Raw genomic sequence first — 17,826 nt, forward strand, 5'->3', positions numbered from 1 at the left:
GCTGCACCTCTAATTTGGCGCAAAAGTAAGCTAAAAACTTCATTTTTACGACATACGGCGCCGATATTATGGATGGGGATTTTTTTGAGCAGCAATTTTCCCCACAAAATTAACTGATGGGCATACAATTACACAGAAATGATAATTGAATGTAAACTAAAAGCGCGTTTGGAGCGTTTTAAAGGTACATTTTACCAATTATACTATAGTGGTACAGCCTTTGACTAACAACTGATATAACAATTTATTTAAATTATTTAACAATGGTCATGGGAGCTTTAATTATAGGTTTAATTATCATCAATGTGGTAATAGCCATCAACAATACTCAAAAACGCAAAGTATACTAAATACAAGCTTTGCAATAAAGCTGGTGTTAGCTTAAAATGTTAAGTAAACTTTGTGTTTCATGGTCGGCCAGTTTTTGTAGCGGACCTGACGCCAGCATTTTCATCATCATGCTAAGCTCAGCATTAATGGTGAATAAAATATCTGTATGGTCGTTATTGAAAGATAACGACCATTTTAGTTCAAGATCAAATGGGGGCTTTTCTGCCGGGATAATTCTTACCAATTGATTGTGAATACGTTCCTCAATTTTCAAAGCAAGTTTGGCCATATTCTGGATACTAAACCGCGCCTCGTCACGGGTAGACATCCATTCCTGGATATTATCGGGCATTAGCTGCTGATGGTTATTAAAATCGGCCAAAAAATCATAAACCTCAGCTAAAGGTTTGTTAATGCTTATTGTACTTGTGAATGTATTCATTTTGGTAGATGTGAGATTTGAGACAAATTCGGCTGACTATTAACAATGAACCAAAATCATCGAAATCAAAAAAATCTGCGGTCTTAACTTGCTGCTATTTCGCCCCAGGTTGATGGGCTTTCGCGCCACTGTTTAAGCAGGTTTACATCTTTTTCGTTGATGAATTGGTGCTCTTCTGCATATTTAATTAGCGCATTGTAGTTTGACAGCGTTACATATGGGCAATTAGCCTGTTTGAAGTTTTCGTCGGCAATATCAAAGCCATAAGTGAAGATGGCGGCAAGACCGGCAACATCATAACCAGCAGCACGCAAAGCTTCAACAGCTTGTAAGCTGCTTTTGCCGGTTGAAAGCAAATCTTCAATTACCACAACACGTTTGCCTGATGTAGTAGGAGCATCACCTTCAATCATGCTGCCTGTACCATGTTCTTTAGGTTTTGAGCGTACGTAGATGAAAGGAAGTCCTAATTCTTGTGCTACCAAAGCTCCCTGCGGAATACCAGCAGTAGCCACACCCGCTATACAGCCCACCGAACCAAATTTGTCCTGGATGGCTGCAACCAGCTGCTGCCTGATATAGGTGCGGATGGTTGGATGAGAAAGCGTAACGCGGTTATCGCAGTAAATTGGAGATTTCCAGCCCGATGCCCATGTAAAAGGATTATTGGGTTGTAATTTAATTGCTTTAATTTGCAGCAGGAATTCGGCTACTTGTTGTTCGATCTCATTATTAGTAAACATGGCTCAAAAATACAGAATTTATATTAACGAAAAGGTTATCCTGCTCACAGAATCTGAACCAAAGCATGCAGATAATTTTGAAAGGCTTGATGCAGAGACCTTTGACTTGAAAATTATATACACCTGGATCCTCGCTAATCCTAATAAACTGTTTTACATAAAAACGCCTAACGCCAAGGTATATTTAAAAGTGATTAAGAAGAATATTACACTTATTGAAGCGGCCGGTGGCCTGGTTATGAACACTAAGGGGCAGTATTTATTCATTTATCGCAACGATAAATGGGATTTACCAAAAGGCAAAATAGAAAAAGACGAAAAGGTAAAAGAAGCAGCGGTACGCGAAGTAGAAGAGGAGTGTGGCATAAAAGTTAGTGAACTGGGAGAAAAAATTTGTAAAACTTACCACGTTTATGTGAACCGCGGTGAAGTTGTACTAAAGAAAACACATTGGTTTGCCATGAAAAGCAAAGGCAAAGAAAAGCTAAAACCTCAAAAAGAAGAGGGTATTACCGATGTGCGCTGGTTTGAGCATGAGCACATTGAGCCGATAATTGAAAATACATTTCCATCTATAATGGATGTACTCCATGAAGAAAAGTTGGTTACAAATAAGGTAATGCCTCTTTCGGAATAAACTGGCTTACATCTCCGTTATACCTGATGATTTCACGTACAATGGTTGAGCTTATGGACGAATAGCCTGGTTTACTTACTATAAATATGCTTTCAATATCGGGAGCCAAGGAGTGGTTCATTTGCGCTATAGCCTTTTCGTATTCAAAGTCGGATACGGTACGGATGCCCCTGATCATGTATGCAGCACCTATGCTTTTACAGAAATTTACTGTAAGCCCTTCGTAGGCTATTACATGGATCCGTTCGTCATGCTCAAAAACAGCCCTGATCATTTGCTCGCGCTGTTCGATAGTTAAGAGCCCTTTCTTGCTGCTGTTTACGCCTATGCCTATATAGAATTTATCAAACAACTCAACAGATCGCTTAACAATATCAACATGTGCCTTTGTGATGGGATCAAAGGAACCTGGAAAAAGGGCTGTCTTCATGCAGTAAAATTAGTGAATTGTTGATTGGTTGCTTAAGTGAAAAAGTATTTTTTTCGCGTTGCCCAGCTATTATTTAATTACCGGCCGACTTGTCTTAAAAGCGACCATTCAATATCTCCACTAAACCAATGACGCTATTTGCGCATATTGCAGGAGCATAATTGTTTTACCATCTTTTATTTCACCGGTTTGTATCATTTGCAGGGCTTCGCTAAAGGGTAATTCCAAAACTTCGATATTTTCATTTTCATGTGCAAGGCCACCGCCGTCACTAACTTTCATTGCTTTATTGTACTCGGCTATAAAAAAGTAAAGGATTTCGGTAACAGAGCCCGGCGACATGTATGCCTCAAAAACCTTTTTCACATCAGTTATTTTATAACCAGTTTCTTCTTCAGTTTCCTTACGGATGCAGTCTTCCGGATTGTCCTTATCAAGCAGGCCCGCGCAACATTCAATCAGCATTCCATCAGGGTTGCCATTAATATAGGTCGGCAGCCTGAATTGCCTGGTTAATATGACAGATTGCTGTGTCTTGTTATAAAGCAAAATGGTTGCGCCGTTGCCACGGTCATAAGCCTCGCGACTTTGAACCGAAGTATTTCCATTGTTTTCATAAACCTGATAAGTTACTTTTTTCAGTGTATACCAGTTATCTGATAAAATATCAGTACTAAGAATTTCTATTTGATTCATTTTTATTTGATCGTTTGTGATTGATAATGATTATTTTTGAACGAATTAAAATAAATAAAATGAACTTTCCTAAAAGAAAACAAAAAATAATTGAGCAACTCAATCAGAGGGGAGAGGTTGATATTAAACAATTGGCAACTGAGTTGGATATTTCGGAAATCACCATCAGGCGTGATCTGAATCAATTGGCTGTAGATGGTTTGCTTTATCGTACCCACGGCGGAGCTACAAAAGTTAACCCTCTTGAAAGGCCGCATAGTTTTGTGAATAAAAGCGCACAAAATGCAGGCGTTAAAGATGCTATTTGTCGCCTGGCTGCAGCGCAAATTAACGATGGCGATATTATTTTTATGGATTGTGGCAGCACGGTTTTCAGACTTTGCCAGTTCATTAAAAACAAGAAGATAAAGGTGATAACAAATTCATTACCTGTGATATATGAACTTCAGGATTGCGCCGTAAGTGTCAATATAATAGGAGGGGAACTGGACAAAGAGCGGCAAGCTGTACACGGCACAACAGCCATCGAGCATATTAATAAATACCGGGCAATCAAGGCTTTTTTAGGTATTGATGGTATTTCAGAAGCCGGGCTGTTTGCCAATAGCGAACACGAAGCATCCATTACTTCCTCTTTCGCCGCTAATAGCGCTTATACCTATATTTTGTGCGACGCCACCAAAATCGGAAAAGAAACCTACCTTAATTTTGCAGGATTAAATTTGATTAGCGCCATTATTACTAATGGGGACGAGGATAGCCTGCTTTTTCTTAAAAGAAATGGTGTAACTGTGCTAAGTACAAAAAGGTAAATGTGCAATTAGTTTTTTACTTAATGTCTTGCACAAAGCCATAGCGTTTGGCAAGTGCACTGCCGGTTGGTATCTCGTTAAAAGCGAAGTAAAAAATATGTTTATTGTTTTTATCAATTCCTTTAAATACTGAACCGATCACTTTTTGCAACTCCTGATTCTCGGCGTTTAAGGCAACGGTATCCGTAAGTTTGATGTTGCTTTTATATTTTATTAACGGAAATACACCAGCTTTTGCAGGATCGTTAATGAATTGAGGGCTTACTGAAAATAACTGCGGGGCAGTTTTTAATTGTTTTACCGCTAATGGTAATTTATATTGATTGTTAGCTTCCTTTAAAATTTTGTTATAAAAGTTCTTCATCACATCTTCTTCTTTGTATTTAAAGAACTTACCACCTGGCTGCGCAATTTCAGATGCAATTGATATCATATCTATGGCATCGATAATATCCTTTTGTTGATAATGCGTAAAGGCTTCACTGTAATATTCGGGGGCAGTTTTTCCAAGTACTTCGTAATTGCCCAGGTTTAATATATTAAGTTTCCAGCCGTTATCGTATCGCCCATAAACGGCGAGTACTAAGGCACTAAAAGTGGGTAGCTTTACCTTTAATACGGATACGTACATCTCCGCGTTCAAAGCCAGATAGTCTACAGTGTAGTTGTTTTCGGCCTTGTCACTTGTAACCAAGGTGTTTTTATTGTTGGCAGCAACGTTTTTGGTGTAATATTCATCAATGATCTCATAGTTATCATTCTTAACCGCTGTATGGTATTGTGCAACAACAGAATCTAAGCCGGCTTCCGACTTTTGGATCAATGCGGGTGATGCAAGTTGCTTTACTCCCGCAGTGTTATTTTCGGCCATAGCCTTAATAAGCTTTTTATTTAACGTAGCCATTTCTTCCCTCAAATCTGGGTCAATTTTATCATTTTTCCAGCTCCCCCAGGCACCGAAACGGCAACTAAATAAACAACTTGCTACGGATAAAACTAAAATGAAGGTCAAGGTTTTTTTCATGAATGAAGCTTAGGTTATGGGTATCGAAAAAAAGAAAAAGATGAATGGCCATATTTCCTTTGTTCAACAAATGCCGGATGATTGCTCAGATTTTGCAACGATTGGTGTTCAACTATTAACAGTCCATCAGGCTTAAGCAAATTCTTTTCAAAAATAACTTTCGGTAAGTCAGGGATCCTGTTCAGGTCATACGGCGGATCGGCAAATATCAGGTCGTATTGCTCGGTTTCTACATTCAGGTATTTAAATACATCTTCCCGGTAAGTTTTTATCTGTGTAAGCTTATGCTGGCGCGATGTGTCTTTGAGGTAATTAACACAGTGAATGCTCCTGTCAACAGAGATAACTTCAGATGCCCCGCGCGAAGCGAACTCAAGGGAGATATTACCGGTGCCACTAAACAAGTCAAGTACTTTAATATCTTCAAACTCAATTTGATTAAGCAGGATATTGAATAAAGCCTCCTTTGCAAGGTCGGTTGTGGGGCGAACAGGAAGATTTTTAGGCGGATTAAGCCTCAAACCTTTTAAACTACCTCCGATAATGCGCATAATGAAAGAGCCGATATAGATAATACCCTGTGTGCAATAACCTCTGATGGTAATTGTAATACCTGTAAGCTGTTTACTTCGGCCTTTCCAAAAAACTCTGCCAGGCGAGTCAGACTTTTGCTGTCGGCTTCAATGTTGCCGCTAACATACAGACTGGTGTATTTAGCATCGAGGTTAAGTTCATTAACTACCAGTACGGCAAAGTAAACGAGCTCGTCATCCCCATTAAAATCAAACGAGTTGTAAAAGCGCAGTTTATCTTGCGAAAAGTGCGCTATCTCAACTTTGTCTTTTTCAATATTGAGGTAGAGGTTGTTATTGCCAGGATTGTTCTGCGCGATAGCAGTTAACCAGCCTTTTGATGTGTAAACAGTATTGCGTATGCCAAAATCATCGGCGGCATTTACAATGGTTTCGCTGGTGTTGTATACAATAATATTTTCGCTGTCTAATACTTGAGCCAAAACCTTGCTGTTGGGCTTTGTATCCAGGAAACGGGCCAGATTTGGCAGCCGTTCGCCCGAAAATAGCGCTGTTGGTACAAGGGTAAAGCTATGGGCGGGTAAGCCAATGATCATTTGCCTGTATTTGGCAGATAAAAGATCAAGCAATTCCTGTGGATCGCTCAGTTCATCAAAGGGATAATTTTCGGCCCAGGCTATTAGTTTGCCATTTTCGGTGATTGCATATGAAAACGAATTGTTTTCAACCTGAATTAATAAAACATAGTCTTCAGTTCTATCTAAACTAAAGTTATCGTCGTGGTAGGTATAATTGTGTTCGTTCATGCCTGTTTAACAAAAGTAGCATTTTTTTAATTTCTGTGCGGTTTTCAGAAAACGTAGCAGTATAAATCGGTAAAATATTAATTCTTCAAGCATAACTATTACTTTTTAAAAAGCAATAATATTATCTCACAGCGTTATTCTGCAATAATGAATTTACTACATCAGTATATTTTCTTGTTCTGTTTTGGTGTTGACTATCAGTAAATTATGCTTATATTTATAAAACACGCTATAGTTATGGATATACTGCCTTATCTGCCGGTTATACTGGTTTTTACAATGAAAATGGCTTGTTTTCTTTTCGGCTATTTAACAATCAGGTTAGGATACAAATTAATAAACAGCGGAGTAAAAGGTGAGTTTAAATTTTCAGCAGGTTATCATGGAGTTAAAGGCGGATTGGTTAGTTCATCTCCCGGATTACTATTTGTTTTATTAGGAATAATACTTATTGCTTTTGCTATTAAAGTAGAAAAGCCTTATGAGATTAATAAAAATTCTGCCCCATCCAATTTGTATACGCCAGCTATACCAACTGATTTCGACCCTTTACCAAAACCTGATAAAAAATGAAAACGTTAATTTTAGTTTTATTGATCATTTATTCTGTTTCGCAAACTGAAACTTTTGAGCAAAGTTATCAGGAAGGATTTGCTTTTTTACAAGCTAAGAATTTCCCCGGTGCAATTGCAAAGTTTAAATATTCATATAAGATTAACCGCAACTATAAAACAGCCTATTATATAGCTTTATGTTATAGTAGAACGCGTAATGTTGACAGTTGTAAGAAATATGCTCAAATAGTAATGAATGATAGTCAAACTCCCGCCAATTATAAACTGGAAAGCCGAAATATGTACAATTCAACACAAAGCAATATCAGTGTTTCCGGGCGTATGGAATCCGAAACAGATAAATAACTTACATAACCACCCTAAGCAAAAAATAGAGTGTTATCATAACCAATATCGGTTTTAAAACGGGCTTTGGATAATAATCATTATCGGGGAATGATTTTTTGAAGAAATATTGGGTAAGTATCAATGCTCCTATAATTCCTATTGCAATGTTTAAACCCGCTAACAAAAATGTTGCTTTAAGTTGGTCAGGGGTAGGTTGGCCGCCTTTTGAAGCTACATTTAAGGCATCAACAACAAGCTTTAAATTAATGCCGGAGTAAGCTACAACCAGGTTTGATCCGTAAAAAAACACGGCCATGAAAGCTATAACCGGTGGAATAGCCCTTTTGTAGCCTGCATTATACAAATTGATAATGAGCAGTACTCCCCCAAATATAAAATTGAAAAACGAAAACCAAAATATGGCCCGCTTTGAATATATATCTACAAAATCGTCTTCCTGGTAGCTTTCCTCTTTGTTTTCGTCAAATTCCATGGCTCAAATGTAAAACTAATCTTACTGAATTAAATTACTAATCCTCATTTTTGCAGGGTGTCAACTCCCGATCATATCCGTCAGTCATTCCCGCACGAGCCAACAGGCCAGCAAACCGAACTTTTTGGTAAGCTGCATGCTTTTTTAAAAAGTACCGATGGCGATGAATGCTTTATTTTGAAAGGTTATGCCGGTACAGGTAAAACAACTATTGTGGGGGCATTGGTAAAAGCACTGAGGCATTATAACTATAAAGCAGTGTTGTTAGCCCCAACCGGGCGGGCAGCTAAGGTTATTACCAATTATTCGGGGCGCAAAGCTTTTACTATCCATAAACGTATTTACCGTAAAAAATCAGCATTAACTATCGATGATGGTTTTGCCCTTGCCGATAACCTGGCCAGTGATACCCTTTTTATTGTTGATGAAGCATCTATGATCTCCGACGAAGCAATGGGAAGCAACCATGTTTCGTTACTATTTGATTTGCTGAGGTATGTTTACAATGATAAAAATTGTAAGCTAATATTGGTAGGAGATACAGCGCAATTGCCTCCGGTAGGGGCTGACAACAGCCCCGCGCTTGATGGGCAGCTTATGGGTGATAAATTTGGATTGTCGATATTCAGCTATGAACTTACTGAAGTATTGCGCCAGCAAAAAAACTCGGGCATTTTATTTAATGCCACCAATATTCGCGATCTGATACGTGAAGAGATCATCGAAATTCCGCAAATTATTACCAAAGGGTTTAAGGATGTGTTCAGGATGACGGGTGAGCGTTTGCCCGAAGGATTGGAATATGCATATCGTAAATATGGGCATGATCGTACACTCATTATTTGCCGGTCAAATAAAAATGCCAATCTGTATAACGGGCAAATACGTAACCGCATTTTATATCGCGAGGAGGAACTGACCGGAGGCGATCAGATCATGATTGTGAAGAACAATTACTTTTGGCTGCAGGATAAGGACGAAAACAGCACTGCCTTTATAGCCAATGGTGATATTGCCCGGATAATAAAAGTACGGCGCACCGAAGAAATGTATGGCTTACGCTTTGCCGACGTGCAACTGGAATTTATTGATTATGCCGAAGACCCTACGCTTGATTGTAAGGTGCTGCTTGATACCCTTTATGCCGATTCGCCGACGTTGAGCCAGGAAAATCAAAAATTGTTTTACCAGGAAGTAATGAAGGACTATGAACATTTGCCCAATAAACGGGCCATGCACAACGAGTTGAAGCTTAACCCTTATTACAATGCCTTACAAATAAAATTTGCTTATGCCATTACCTGCCATAAAGCTCAGGGCGGACAGTGGGATGCTGTTTTTGTTGATCAGGGTTATGTAACCGACGAGATGATCAATATGGATTTTTTGCGTTGGTTTTATACTGCGCTCACCCGTGCCACTACCGAATTGTTTTTGGTAAACTTTGATAACAGGTTTTATAAGTCAAAGGAAGAATAATTACGCCGGCCCTTAAAATGGATTAGTTGCCGGCAGCGTGATTCTGAAGGTTGATCCCTGTCCCTCGGTGCTGGTAACGGTAATAATGCCATTGTGTTTTTCGATAATCTGGCGCACTATGCTCAAACCAAGCCCCGTTGACTTTTCGCCGCGTAAACCAGTACGGCCCGCTTTTGAAAACCGGTTGAAGATCTCCGGAAGTATATCAGCCGGAATGCCCATACCGTAATCTTGTACCTCGATAGTCACTACATCTGTTTGTTTAGCCAGGCGTATATCCACACGGTCAAGGTCTTTCGAAAATTTTACAGCATTACTGATCAGATTATCAATTACACGATGGAATTTTTCGTGGTTGATATGCGCGTTTACAGCAGCTGTATGACTAATGAACAGCACATTAACCTTATTTCCTTGTTGTAAGTTCCATTGGCTTACAATATTGTTTAGCCACTGGTTTAGTTCAGTATTTTGTGTTTGAAAAATAGCTATATTTTCGTTTTTGGCAGCCTCCAGTAAATCATCAATGATGCTCCTGGCCTTTACGCATGATGCCTTCATCATATTGATGTTGTCTTGCGTGTCTTCATCTACCTCATCAAGCTCCATCATCATGGCTATAGACTCGACCGCCCCTATAGGGTTACGCAGGTCATGGGCAACCATGCCTAATACCTGGTTTTTAAATTCACTGGCTTTTTCTATTTCAGCGTTTTTCTCACGGATCTCAATCACCTGCAAATAGTAATTAGCTTTGTAAGTGAAAAAATACCTCGATGTAAAATAAAAACCCGAAAGCAAAATAGCCGATATCAACTGGTTGTACAGCATATCAGTAGCCGGGGTTTGGCTGTAAAATAACAGCGAGGTAAAAAAAACTTCAACGGCTACAAGCAGCAATATAGTTTCATAGTATTCAAAAACAAATATTACGCTGATCAGGCTCAAAGCAACAAGATATAACGTGAGTGCGTTGCTTGGATCAGATGTGGCTATAAAGCTTGAGTACATGCCGCAAACAATAATATAAAGCGAAAACAAAAACACAAGCAGCGACATACCTGTTGTTGCTTTTTTATGGCTTTTGAAACTTGCTATAAAAAGATTGCTTGCTATCAGAAAAATAGGCGTAACAATAATAAAAACCCAATTACTGAAGCTAAATTCGGGGAAATTTTGAGCCTTTGTTAAACTAACCGGGAACACGAGGTAAAGGGCGCGGATAATTACGTTGAGCACCAAAAATATCATACTGGCGCCTCTTATAGCCACCAGGTTTTGGTAGGTATAGTAGTCGCGGTATTGCGAACGGTATTTTATCGGAAGGCTGTTAAAAAAGAAATGGGTATTCACCTGATATTATAGCATAGATTATAACAAAACTATGAATTTATTTCTGGTTTATGTAACAGGAATATGACAAAACGCCATTCGGTTTTGTAATTGAATGACATTTTTTCACTATAGGTTAAATGGCCGATAATTTGATCACAACTAATCACTATGAATTTTAACAACTTTACCATAAAAGCTCAGGAGGCCGTGCAGAAGGCTTCTGAAATTGCTGTTGGTAACCAACAGCAGGCAATTGAGACCGCACATCTGCTTAAAGGCTTGCTGCTGGTTGATGAAAACGTAATTACCTACTTATTAAAGAAATTAAACGTTAACCTGAACAGGTTAAACGATACGCTTGATGCGCAGATTGCATCGTTCCCTAAAGTGAGCGGGAGCAATGTATATCTTTCGTCTGAAGCAAATTCGGCTTTGCAAAAAGCCACAGGATATTTAAAGGAATTTAAGGATGAATTTGTATCGGTTGAGCACGTGCTGCTGGGAATTTTGGCAGCCGGTGGTGCAGTGAGCACCATGCTTAAAGATTCGGGTGTGAATGAAAAAGACCTGAAAAAAGCCATCATCGAATTACGTGGCGATAGCAAAGTGACCGATCAAAACGCCGAAGCTACTTACAATGCCCTTAACAAATACGCCCGTAACCTGAATGAATATGCAGGCTCTGGCAAGTTGGATCCGGTTATTGGCCGCGACGATGAAATTCGCCGTGTAATCCAGATCCTTTCACGCCGTACTAAAAACAACCCTATTCTGGTTGGCGAACCTGGCGTTGGTAAAACAGCCATTGCCGAAGGTATTGCTTTCAGGATCATTAAAGGCGATGTGCCTGAGAGCCTGAAAACCAAAGTGGTATACTCGCTTGATATGGGCGCGCTGATAGCAGGCGCCAAATACAAAGGTGAGTTTGAAGAACGATTAAAGGCCGTTGTAAAAGAAGTAACCCAAAGTGATGGCGAGATCATCCTGTTTATCGATGAGATCCACACATTAGTTGGAGCCGGTGGGGGAGAAGGCGCTATGGATGCTGCTAATATCCTGAAACCAGCCCTGGCACGTGGCGAGCTCCGCTCCATTGGTGCCACTACGCTTAACGAATACCAGAAATATCTTGAAAAAGATAAAGCATTGGAACGTCGTTTCCAAAAGGTGATGGTTGAAGAACCTGATGCCGCTGATGCCATTTCAATTTTACGTGGTTTGAAAGAGCGTTATGAAACCCACCACAAAGTTAGGATCAAAGACGAAGCTATCATCGCTTCTGTCGAAATGTCACAACGCTATATTTCCGACAGGTTTTTACCGGATAAAGCTATCGACCTGATGGACGAAGCAGCTTCAAAACTTCGTTTGGAAATGGATTCGGTACCGGAAGTGGTTGATGAATTGGAGCGCCGCATCATGCAGCTTGAAATTGAGCGCGAAGCCATCAAGCGTGAAAAAGACGACCGCAAGGTTGCCGAATTAAGTGAAGAAATAGCTAATCTTTCTCAGCAACGTGATTCGTTACGTGCCAAATGGAAAGGTGAAAAAGACCTTGTTGATGGCATCAACACCAAGGTTGAGCTGATAGAAAATTATAAGCTGGAAGCTGAACAGGCCGAACGCGCAGGGGATTATGGTAAAGTAGCTGAATTACGCTATGGCACCATAGTACAAGCTCAGGCCGAAGTTGAAAAGCTGAAAGTTGCCCTGCTTGAAAATCAGAGCGACAGCCGCATGCTGAAAGAGGAAGTTACCGCCGACGATATTGCTGGTGTGGTAAGCCGCTGGACAGGCATACCGGTTAGCAAAATGATTCAAAGCGAACGTGAGAAACTGCTTAACCTTGAAGCCGAACTACATAAACGTGTGGCCGGACAGGAAGAAGCGATAGAAGCAATAAGTGATGCTATCCGCCGCAGCCGCGCAGGTTTGCAGGATAAGCGCAGGCCAATAGGTTCGTTCATCTTTTTAGGCACAACCGGCGTAGGTAAAACCGAGCTGGCTAAGGCTTTGGCCGAGTACTTGTTTAATGACGAAGGCGCGCTTGTGAGGATAGATATGAGTGAATACCAGGAACGCCATGCTGTGTCAAGGCTGATAGGAGCGCCTCCGGGCTATGTTGGGTATGATGAAGGTGGGCAGTTAACGGAGGCCGTGCGTCGTAAGCCTTACAGCGTGGTTCTACTGGATGAAATTGAAAAAGCTCACCCGGATGTATTCAATATCCTGTTGCAGGTATTGGATGATGGCCGCTTAACTGATAACAAAGGTCGTGTGGTGAATTTCAAAAACACCATTATTATCATGACCTCAAACATTGGCTCAAACATCATCCAGGAAAACTTCCAGAACCTGGAAGATACCAACCGTGATGAACTGGTAGCAAAAACCAAGAACGAGTTGTTTAACCTGTTAAGGGTAACTATCCGTCCGGAATTTTTAAACAGGATAGACGAGATCATCATGTTTACTCCGCTTAATCGAGACGAGATTCATGACATTGTTAAGCTGCAGTTTAAACAGGTTCAGGATACCCTTGCTGAAATGGGTGTAACTATTGAAGCGTCTGACGAAGCTTTGGATTGGTTAGCTCAGTTAGGTTATGATCCGCAATTTGGCGCACGTCCGTTGAAACGCGTTATTCAGAAAAAGATCCTGAACGAGTTGAGTAAACAGATTTTGGCTGGTACAGTTGATAAAGACAGCACCATCAAAATAGATACGTTTGATAACCAGTTTGTGTTCCTGAACACGCCAAAGGTTGCCGAAGCAGCTAAATAAAAACAACTATCAATAACTCTATATATAATGAAAAGAGCGTCCTACGGGTCGCTCTTTTTTTATTTGGTATTACTAATAAAAATGGTGAGGGATAGCTGTTGTAACTTTTTTGATTAACGATAAGTTAATGAAATGAAAACAAACTATGCCTAACATTTCTAATGGGTTACCGTATAATTTAATATTGTTAACTTATACATTAAAACCTAAAAAATCATTATGCTAAAGCTTACTAACCTGCGTGTGTGGGTATTGGCCGCTGCCGCAACCGGCATGCTGGCAAGTTGCCAAAAAAATGGTCAGATGCCTGCACTAACAGATGCTGACCAAACTACCAGCACTAAAACAATCAAAACCTTAGCTGTGTCCTTAACACAGGGGTTTGAAGTTGGCTCAACCAGTCCTAAAACTGCTTATGACGTATCTCCAACCGGTTCATCAAGCGGCGACAATGTTACTTTATCGGGCAGTTCATGGAACATGTACGACGCCCTGATCGGTAATCTTGCTGCCGATCAAAAAGCTGGTTCATGGAGCGCCCGCGTGCGTAACACCGGTAAAATTAACATGTTGTTTGATGTTACTACGGGTATCAGCACTGTAACCATTAAAAGTGCCACTTACAATGGTGACACTCCAAGCACCTGGGGCTTGTTCTACTCAACTAATGGCGGTTCAAGCTGGACTCAATCAGGTTCGGCAATTACAACTACTGCAACACTTGCCACATCAACATTTACCATTACTCAAACCGGTAACGTACGTTTAGAGATCCGTAAGCTTACAGGCGGTAGCAATCGTATCAACATAGATGATATCACTATCAATGATAACGCTGGCGGTGGTACAGGCGGTGGTGGCGGTACCGTACTTACTGGTAAGAAATTCCTGTTTGATGCAAGTCACCTTGAAAACGCAGGTAGCGCCGACTGGCAGATTGACGCCGACGGCACCGAACAGGTTGCTATCTACACTGGCGGCACTACTACCGAAACCAAAGCTCAGCGTATCCCTACACCATCATACACAGGCATTACCTCTACTACTGCAGAAACCTATTGGAAAGGCGCACTTTCTGCCTGGGCAGTAGAGCTGGTAAAACGTGGTGAGTTGGTTGAATCGTTACCTGTGGGTACAGCTATTACTTACGGTGGCGGTGGTGCTCAGGATTTGAGCAACTATGATGTATTTGTGGTTTGCGAACCTAATCGTTTATTTACTGCGGCCGAAAAAACTGCCCTCATGAACTTTGTTGCTAACGGCGGCGGTTTATTCATGATTGCAGATCATACCGCGGCTACTACAGCCGGTACAGATGCTAATGGCTATAATCCATCAGACCGTGATGGTGATGGTTATGACTCGCCAAGGGTTTGGAACGATTTGATGACCAACAATGGTATCAACAACAATAACCCTTTTGGTTTTAACATTAACTACGTTGATATCAATGAAAGCCCATCGACTAACGTGTATACCGGTTCAAATGCCGACGCTCAAAAAGTATTGAACGGCGCAGCTGGTACAGCCTCAAAAATGGCTTTCTATGATGGTTCAACAGCAACGTTGTTCCCAGGCAATAACTCAAGCGTACAGGGCTTATTCTGGCGTAATAGTGCTACCAATGGTGGCAATGCTAATGCAATGGCTTTATTGGCTACCTACGGAAGCGGTCGTGTAGTTTGGATTGGTGATAGCTCTGATGCTGATGACGGCACTGGCGATACAGGTGATAGTTTGTTTAATGGCTGGTCTGGTGATGCTCCGTCGGGTTACACCTCACACTCATCATTCCACTTAAATGCATCATTGTGGCTGGCTAAAGCTCAATAAATTAATAAACGTTTTCCCGAAAGGGTAAGTTTCAATTGTTAGTTTAAGTCCTGTTGCCAATGGCAGCGGGACTTTTTTATTTCTCTGGTTCAAACAAGTCAGTTGCCTTTTAGGTTATATATTAAAAGGTGATCAATCAGATCGTTTTTTATTTACCTATACAAAAACGTCACCATGAAAAATTACGAAACTTTAGTGGATGCCACTAACGACCTCCTGAAGAGAGGATATACTGCCAACCTTAGCCTCGATGGCGATACCATTGACGATAAGGAGAAAGATATACAAATGACAGCTGATGATTTTGAGATAGACGAGTTTTACCGCTTTGAAGGCGCGAGTAATCCGTCAGATATGTCGATAGTGTACGCGGTGTCATCATCAAAATATAACTTAAAAGGGGTGCTTGTAAACGCCTACGGCACCTATGCTAATGACAGCACATCGGCCATTGATGCCAAATTGCATCATTACATGGTAAGCCATAACCTGCATGGCGAAGACAGGCCAACCGCTTAAGTCATTAGTTTAAAGTCTTAAGTTAAAAGTCGGTAACAGATATTGTGGTAGGGACAGCCTTAATATTTGTTGTCGGCTTTTGGCTTTTTTAGGAGTTTAGCTCCTGTAGCATTTTTCTTCCTGCCGATTGTATAGCGGCAGTACCATCGCGCATTAAAAATTCCAATTGGGCCGGTAACTCATCAGCCACCCAGGGATAGCGGTGTCTTAAATTAAGTAAAGCCCAGCCTGCAAATACTTTCACCGCTATTTTTACCTTGGAATTTATCATCCAGTCAAAAAGCTGCTCAACGGCTGGCTCAAGGTTAAGCGTGTTCAGTTTTTGTTTTACAGGCGATTGTTCCTTCTCTTCGGTAGCGTGCATCAGTATTTTGGCATAGTGCCTTTGACAGCCTGGGTTGGTTACCTGCGGAATGCGTTCGATTAAATACTCAAGGTTTTGAGTAAAAACACCGGGATCTTGCAGGAACATATTTTCCAGCAACCATGCAGCGCGGAAGGCGAGCGGTTTATCAGGATGAAAGGTAATGTCAATCAAATCATGTAAATCAAATTGCTTTTCCCTTAAAATCCGGCTCAACTCAAGTACCTTAAGTTTGCCTATGGTATTCGCAATTTTTTGGGTAAGTTCGTCGCGGGTCATTGGTAGCTTAAAAGTAAAAAAATACCGGTACCTAACCTAAAACACTTATTCATTTTTGATGCTCACTTTCAATGTCATCAAAAGTTATACATTTGCTATCCGTACTAACAATTTAATAGATACATGGTTAAATTCAACCGATTTACACTTGACAATGGCCTCAGGGTTATTGTGCATGAAGATAATACCACACCTATGGCCGTGCTCAATATTTTATATGATGTTGGCGCACGCGATGAAGATCCTGAACAAACCGGTTTCGCCCATTTATTTGAGCACCTGATGTTTGGTGGCTCTGTAAACATTCCTGTTTATGATGAGCCGCTGCAAAGGGTAGGCGGCGAAAATAATGCCTTTACCAGTAACGATATCACCAACTATTATATCACCCTACCATCTGCCAACCTGGAAACAGCCTTTTGGTTGGAAAGCGACCGTATGCTGAGCCTTGCGTTCAGCGAAAAAAGCCTTGAGGTACAGCGCAACGTAGTTATTGAGGAGTTTAAGCAGCGTTACCTGAACCAACCTTATGGCGATGTTTGGCTGAAGCTTCGTCCGTTGGTATATAAAACGCACCCTTATCGCTGGGCCACAATTGGGAAAACCATCAAGCATATTGAAGATGCTAAGATCGAAGATGTAAAAGCCTTTTTCAAAAAGCATTATAACCCTCAAAATGCTATTATGGTAGTAGGGGGTAACGTTACAACCGAACAGGTAAAAGAGCTTTCCGAAAAATGGTTTGGCGCTATCCCTGCGGGCGAAAAATATCTCCGCGACTTACCGCAGGAGCCGGAGCAAACGGAAGCCCGGCGTGAAACGGTAACCGCCAAAGTGCCGCTTAATGATGTTTATATAGCTTTCCAGATGGGCGCGCGTACCGATGCAGATTACTATGCTGTTGAATTGCTTTCTGATGTCCTTTCACGAGGTAATTCATCAAGACTGTATAAATCGCTGATCAAAGAAAAACAGATCTTTAGTGAAGTACATGCTTACATCACCGGCAGCCTGGATAAAGGTATGTTTGTGTTAGAAGGCAAGCCGCTTGATGGTATCAGCATTGAACAGGGCGAAGCTGCATTATGGGAAGAGCTGGAGAAAATAAAAGCTGAAGAGATCCCGGCTGATGAGCTTACCAAAGTGCAGAACAAAACCGAATCAACAATGATATTTTCAGAAATGTCTTTGCTGGATAAAGCCATGAACCTGGCCTCATTTGAGTTACTGGGTGATGCCGATCTGATTAACCATGAAACAGCCAAATACCTTGCTGTAAGTGCCGCGCAGGTGAAAGAACAGGCTAATAAACTGTTCAGGCAAGATAATTCGTCAACGCTTATTTATTTAGCCGAAAAGTAAAACAGAACCTTTATTTATGAGAT

Annotated in this window: 19 protein-coding genes; 9 read left to right on the top strand and 10 right to left on the bottom strand. The window is 40.9% G+C overall.

Features of this window, described 5'->3' with window-relative positions; genetic code table 11:
• Positions 1 to 376: 376 nt before the first annotated feature.
• Entirely contained in the window at positions 377 to 772 is a 396-nt protein-coding gene (locus tag EAH55_RS23305) for an SRPBCC family protein (protein ID WP_112569129.1), read from the bottom strand.
• A gap of 83 nt (positions 773 to 855) precedes the next feature.
• A complete protein-coding gene (pyrE, locus tag EAH55_RS23310; protein WP_121811795.1) occupies positions 856 to 1,515 on the bottom strand; it encodes an orotate phosphoribosyltransferase in 660 nt (219 codons plus the stop codon).
• Here pyrE and EAH55_RS23315 point away from each other — a divergent pair.
• Positions 1,514 to 2,152: an NUDIX hydrolase gene (locus EAH55_RS23315; RefSeq protein WP_121811796.1), complete on the top strand. Its 639-nt coding sequence runs from the start codon at positions 1,514 to 1,516 to the stop codon at positions 2,150 to 2,152. The two genes, pyrE and EAH55_RS23315, sit on opposite strands and share 2 nt — an antisense overlap.
• Here EAH55_RS23315 and coaD read toward each other — a convergent pair.
• Both coaD and nudK read right to left on the bottom strand, forming a co-directional pair.
• On the bottom strand, positions 2,121 to 2,582 hold the full coding sequence (gene coaD, locus EAH55_RS23320) for a pantetheine-phosphate adenylyltransferase (protein ID WP_121811797.1): 462 nt from the start codon (positions 2,580 to 2,582) through the stop codon (positions 2,121 to 2,123). The two genes, EAH55_RS23315 and coaD, sit on opposite strands and share 32 nt — an antisense overlap.
• A 120-nt stretch (positions 2,583 to 2,702) precedes the next feature.
• Positions 2,703 to 3,278 carry a GDP-mannose pyrophosphatase NudK gene (gene nudK / locus EAH55_RS23325; protein WP_121811798.1) on the bottom strand — a complete coding sequence of 192 codons (576 nt, stop codon included), beginning with the start codon at positions 3,276 to 3,278 and terminating at the stop codon, positions 2,703 to 2,705.
• Positions 3,279 to 3,337: 59 nt separating this feature from the next.
• Here nudK and EAH55_RS23330 point away from each other — a divergent pair, with 59 nt between their 5' ends.
• Entirely contained in the window at positions 3,338 to 4,090 is a 753-nt protein-coding gene (locus EAH55_RS23330) for a DeoR/GlpR family DNA-binding transcription regulator (protein ID WP_121812427.1), read from the top strand.
• Between the two features lie 16 nt (positions 4,091 to 4,106).
• On the opposite strand, the gene EAH55_RS23335 is transcribed toward EAH55_RS23330, so the two are convergent.
• Genes EAH55_RS23335 through EAH55_RS23345 form a run of 3 tightly spaced genes read right to left on the bottom strand, consistent with a single transcriptional unit; the run spans position 4,107 to position 6,453 of the window.
• On the bottom strand, positions 4,107 to 5,114 hold the full coding sequence (locus tag EAH55_RS23335) for a hypothetical protein (RefSeq protein ID WP_121811799.1): 1,008 nt from the start codon (positions 5,112 to 5,114) through the stop codon (positions 4,107 to 4,109).
• Positions 5,115 to 5,128: 14 nt separating this feature from the next.
• Positions 5,129 to 5,665, bottom strand: coding sequence for a 16S rRNA (guanine(966)-N(2))-methyltransferase RsmD (rsmD, locus tag EAH55_RS23340; protein WP_121811800.1), 537 nt, complete (start codon positions 5,663 to 5,665; stop codon positions 5,129 to 5,131).
• Complete coding sequence (locus EAH55_RS23345) at positions 5,641 to 6,453, bottom strand: DUF3822 family protein (protein WP_121811801.1); 813 nt, start codon at positions 6,451 to 6,453, stop codon at positions 5,641 to 5,643. Before EAH55_RS23345 ends, rsmD begins: the two co-directional genes overlap by 25 nt.
• 207 nt (positions 6,454 to 6,660) lie before the next feature.
• On the opposite strand from EAH55_RS23345, the gene EAH55_RS23350 reads away from it, so the two are divergent.
• Both EAH55_RS23350 and EAH55_RS23355 read left to right on the top strand, forming a co-directional pair.
• Entirely contained in the window at positions 6,661 to 7,026 is a 366-nt protein-coding gene (locus tag EAH55_RS23350) for a hypothetical protein (protein WP_121811802.1), read from the top strand.
• Positions 7,023 to 7,373, top strand: a complete 351-nt coding sequence (locus EAH55_RS23355; RefSeq protein WP_121811803.1) for a hypothetical protein — start codon at positions 7,023 to 7,025, stop codon at positions 7,371 to 7,373. Before EAH55_RS23350 ends, EAH55_RS23355 begins: the two co-directional genes overlap by 4 nt.
• Position 7,374: 1 nt before the next feature.
• On the opposite strand, the gene EAH55_RS23360 is transcribed toward EAH55_RS23355, so the two are convergent.
• The gene (locus EAH55_RS23360) at positions 7,375 to 7,848 is read right to left on the bottom strand and encodes a hypothetical protein (protein ID WP_121811804.1); all 474 of its coding nucleotides are present in this window, start codon (positions 7,846 to 7,848) and stop codon (positions 7,375 to 7,377) included.
• Between the two features lie 57 nt (positions 7,849 to 7,905).
• On the opposite strand from EAH55_RS23360, the gene EAH55_RS23365 reads away from it, so the two are divergent.
• Positions 7,906 to 9,327 carry an ATP-dependent DNA helicase gene (locus tag EAH55_RS23365; protein ID WP_121811805.1) on the top strand — a complete coding sequence of 474 codons (1,422 nt, stop codon included), beginning with the start codon at positions 7,906 to 7,908 and terminating at the stop codon, positions 9,325 to 9,327.
• Positions 9,328 to 9,339: 12 nt separating this feature from the next.
• Here the strand turns inward: EAH55_RS23365 and EAH55_RS23370 are convergent, their stop codons facing one another.
• A complete protein-coding gene (locus EAH55_RS23370) occupies positions 9,340 to 10,680 on the bottom strand; it encodes a sensor histidine kinase (protein ID WP_121811806.1) in 1,341 nt (446 codons plus the stop codon).
• Positions 10,681 to 10,830: 150 nt separating this feature from the next.
• Here EAH55_RS23370 and clpB point away from each other — a divergent pair, with 150 nt between their 5' ends.
• The 3 genes from clpB (at position 10,831) to EAH55_RS23385 (ending at position 15,798) form a co-directional block, all read left to right on the top strand.
• Positions 10,831 to 13,446: an ATP-dependent chaperone ClpB gene (gene clpB / locus EAH55_RS23375; protein ID WP_121811807.1), complete on the top strand. Its 2,616-nt coding sequence runs from the start codon at positions 10,831 to 10,833 to the stop codon at positions 13,444 to 13,446.
• Between the two features lie 219 nt (positions 13,447 to 13,665).
• Complete coding sequence (locus EAH55_RS23380; protein ID WP_208644920.1) at positions 13,666 to 15,279, top strand: hypothetical protein; 1,614 nt, start codon at positions 13,666 to 13,668, stop codon at positions 15,277 to 15,279.
• A 174-nt stretch (positions 15,280 to 15,453) separates the two neighbouring features.
• Positions 15,454 to 15,798 (top strand): phosphoribosylpyrophosphate synthetase, encoded by a 345-nt coding sequence (locus tag EAH55_RS23385; protein ID WP_112569099.1) that lies wholly within the window; start codon positions 15,454 to 15,456, stop codon positions 15,796 to 15,798.
• Between the two features lie 88 nt (positions 15,799 to 15,886).
• Here EAH55_RS23385 and EAH55_RS23390 read toward each other — a convergent pair whose 3' ends face one another.
• Positions 15,887 to 16,441, bottom strand: a complete 555-nt coding sequence (locus tag EAH55_RS23390) for a hypothetical protein (RefSeq protein WP_112569097.1) — start codon at positions 16,439 to 16,441, stop codon at positions 15,887 to 15,889.
• A 123-nt stretch (positions 16,442 to 16,564) separates the two neighbouring features.
• On the opposite strand from EAH55_RS23390, the gene EAH55_RS23395 reads away from it, so the two are divergent.
• Positions 16,565 to 17,803: a M16 family metallopeptidase gene (locus tag EAH55_RS23395; protein ID WP_121811808.1), complete on the top strand. Its 1,239-nt coding sequence runs from the start codon at positions 16,565 to 16,567 to the stop codon at positions 17,801 to 17,803.
• Positions 17,804 to 17,826: the final 23 nt, after the last annotated feature.

The sequence above is a fragment of the Mucilaginibacter kameinonensis genome, from assembly GCF_003675385.1.
Taxonomy (GTDB): Bacteria; Bacteroidota; Bacteroidia; order Sphingobacteriales; family Sphingobacteriaceae; genus Mucilaginibacter; species Mucilaginibacter kameinonensis.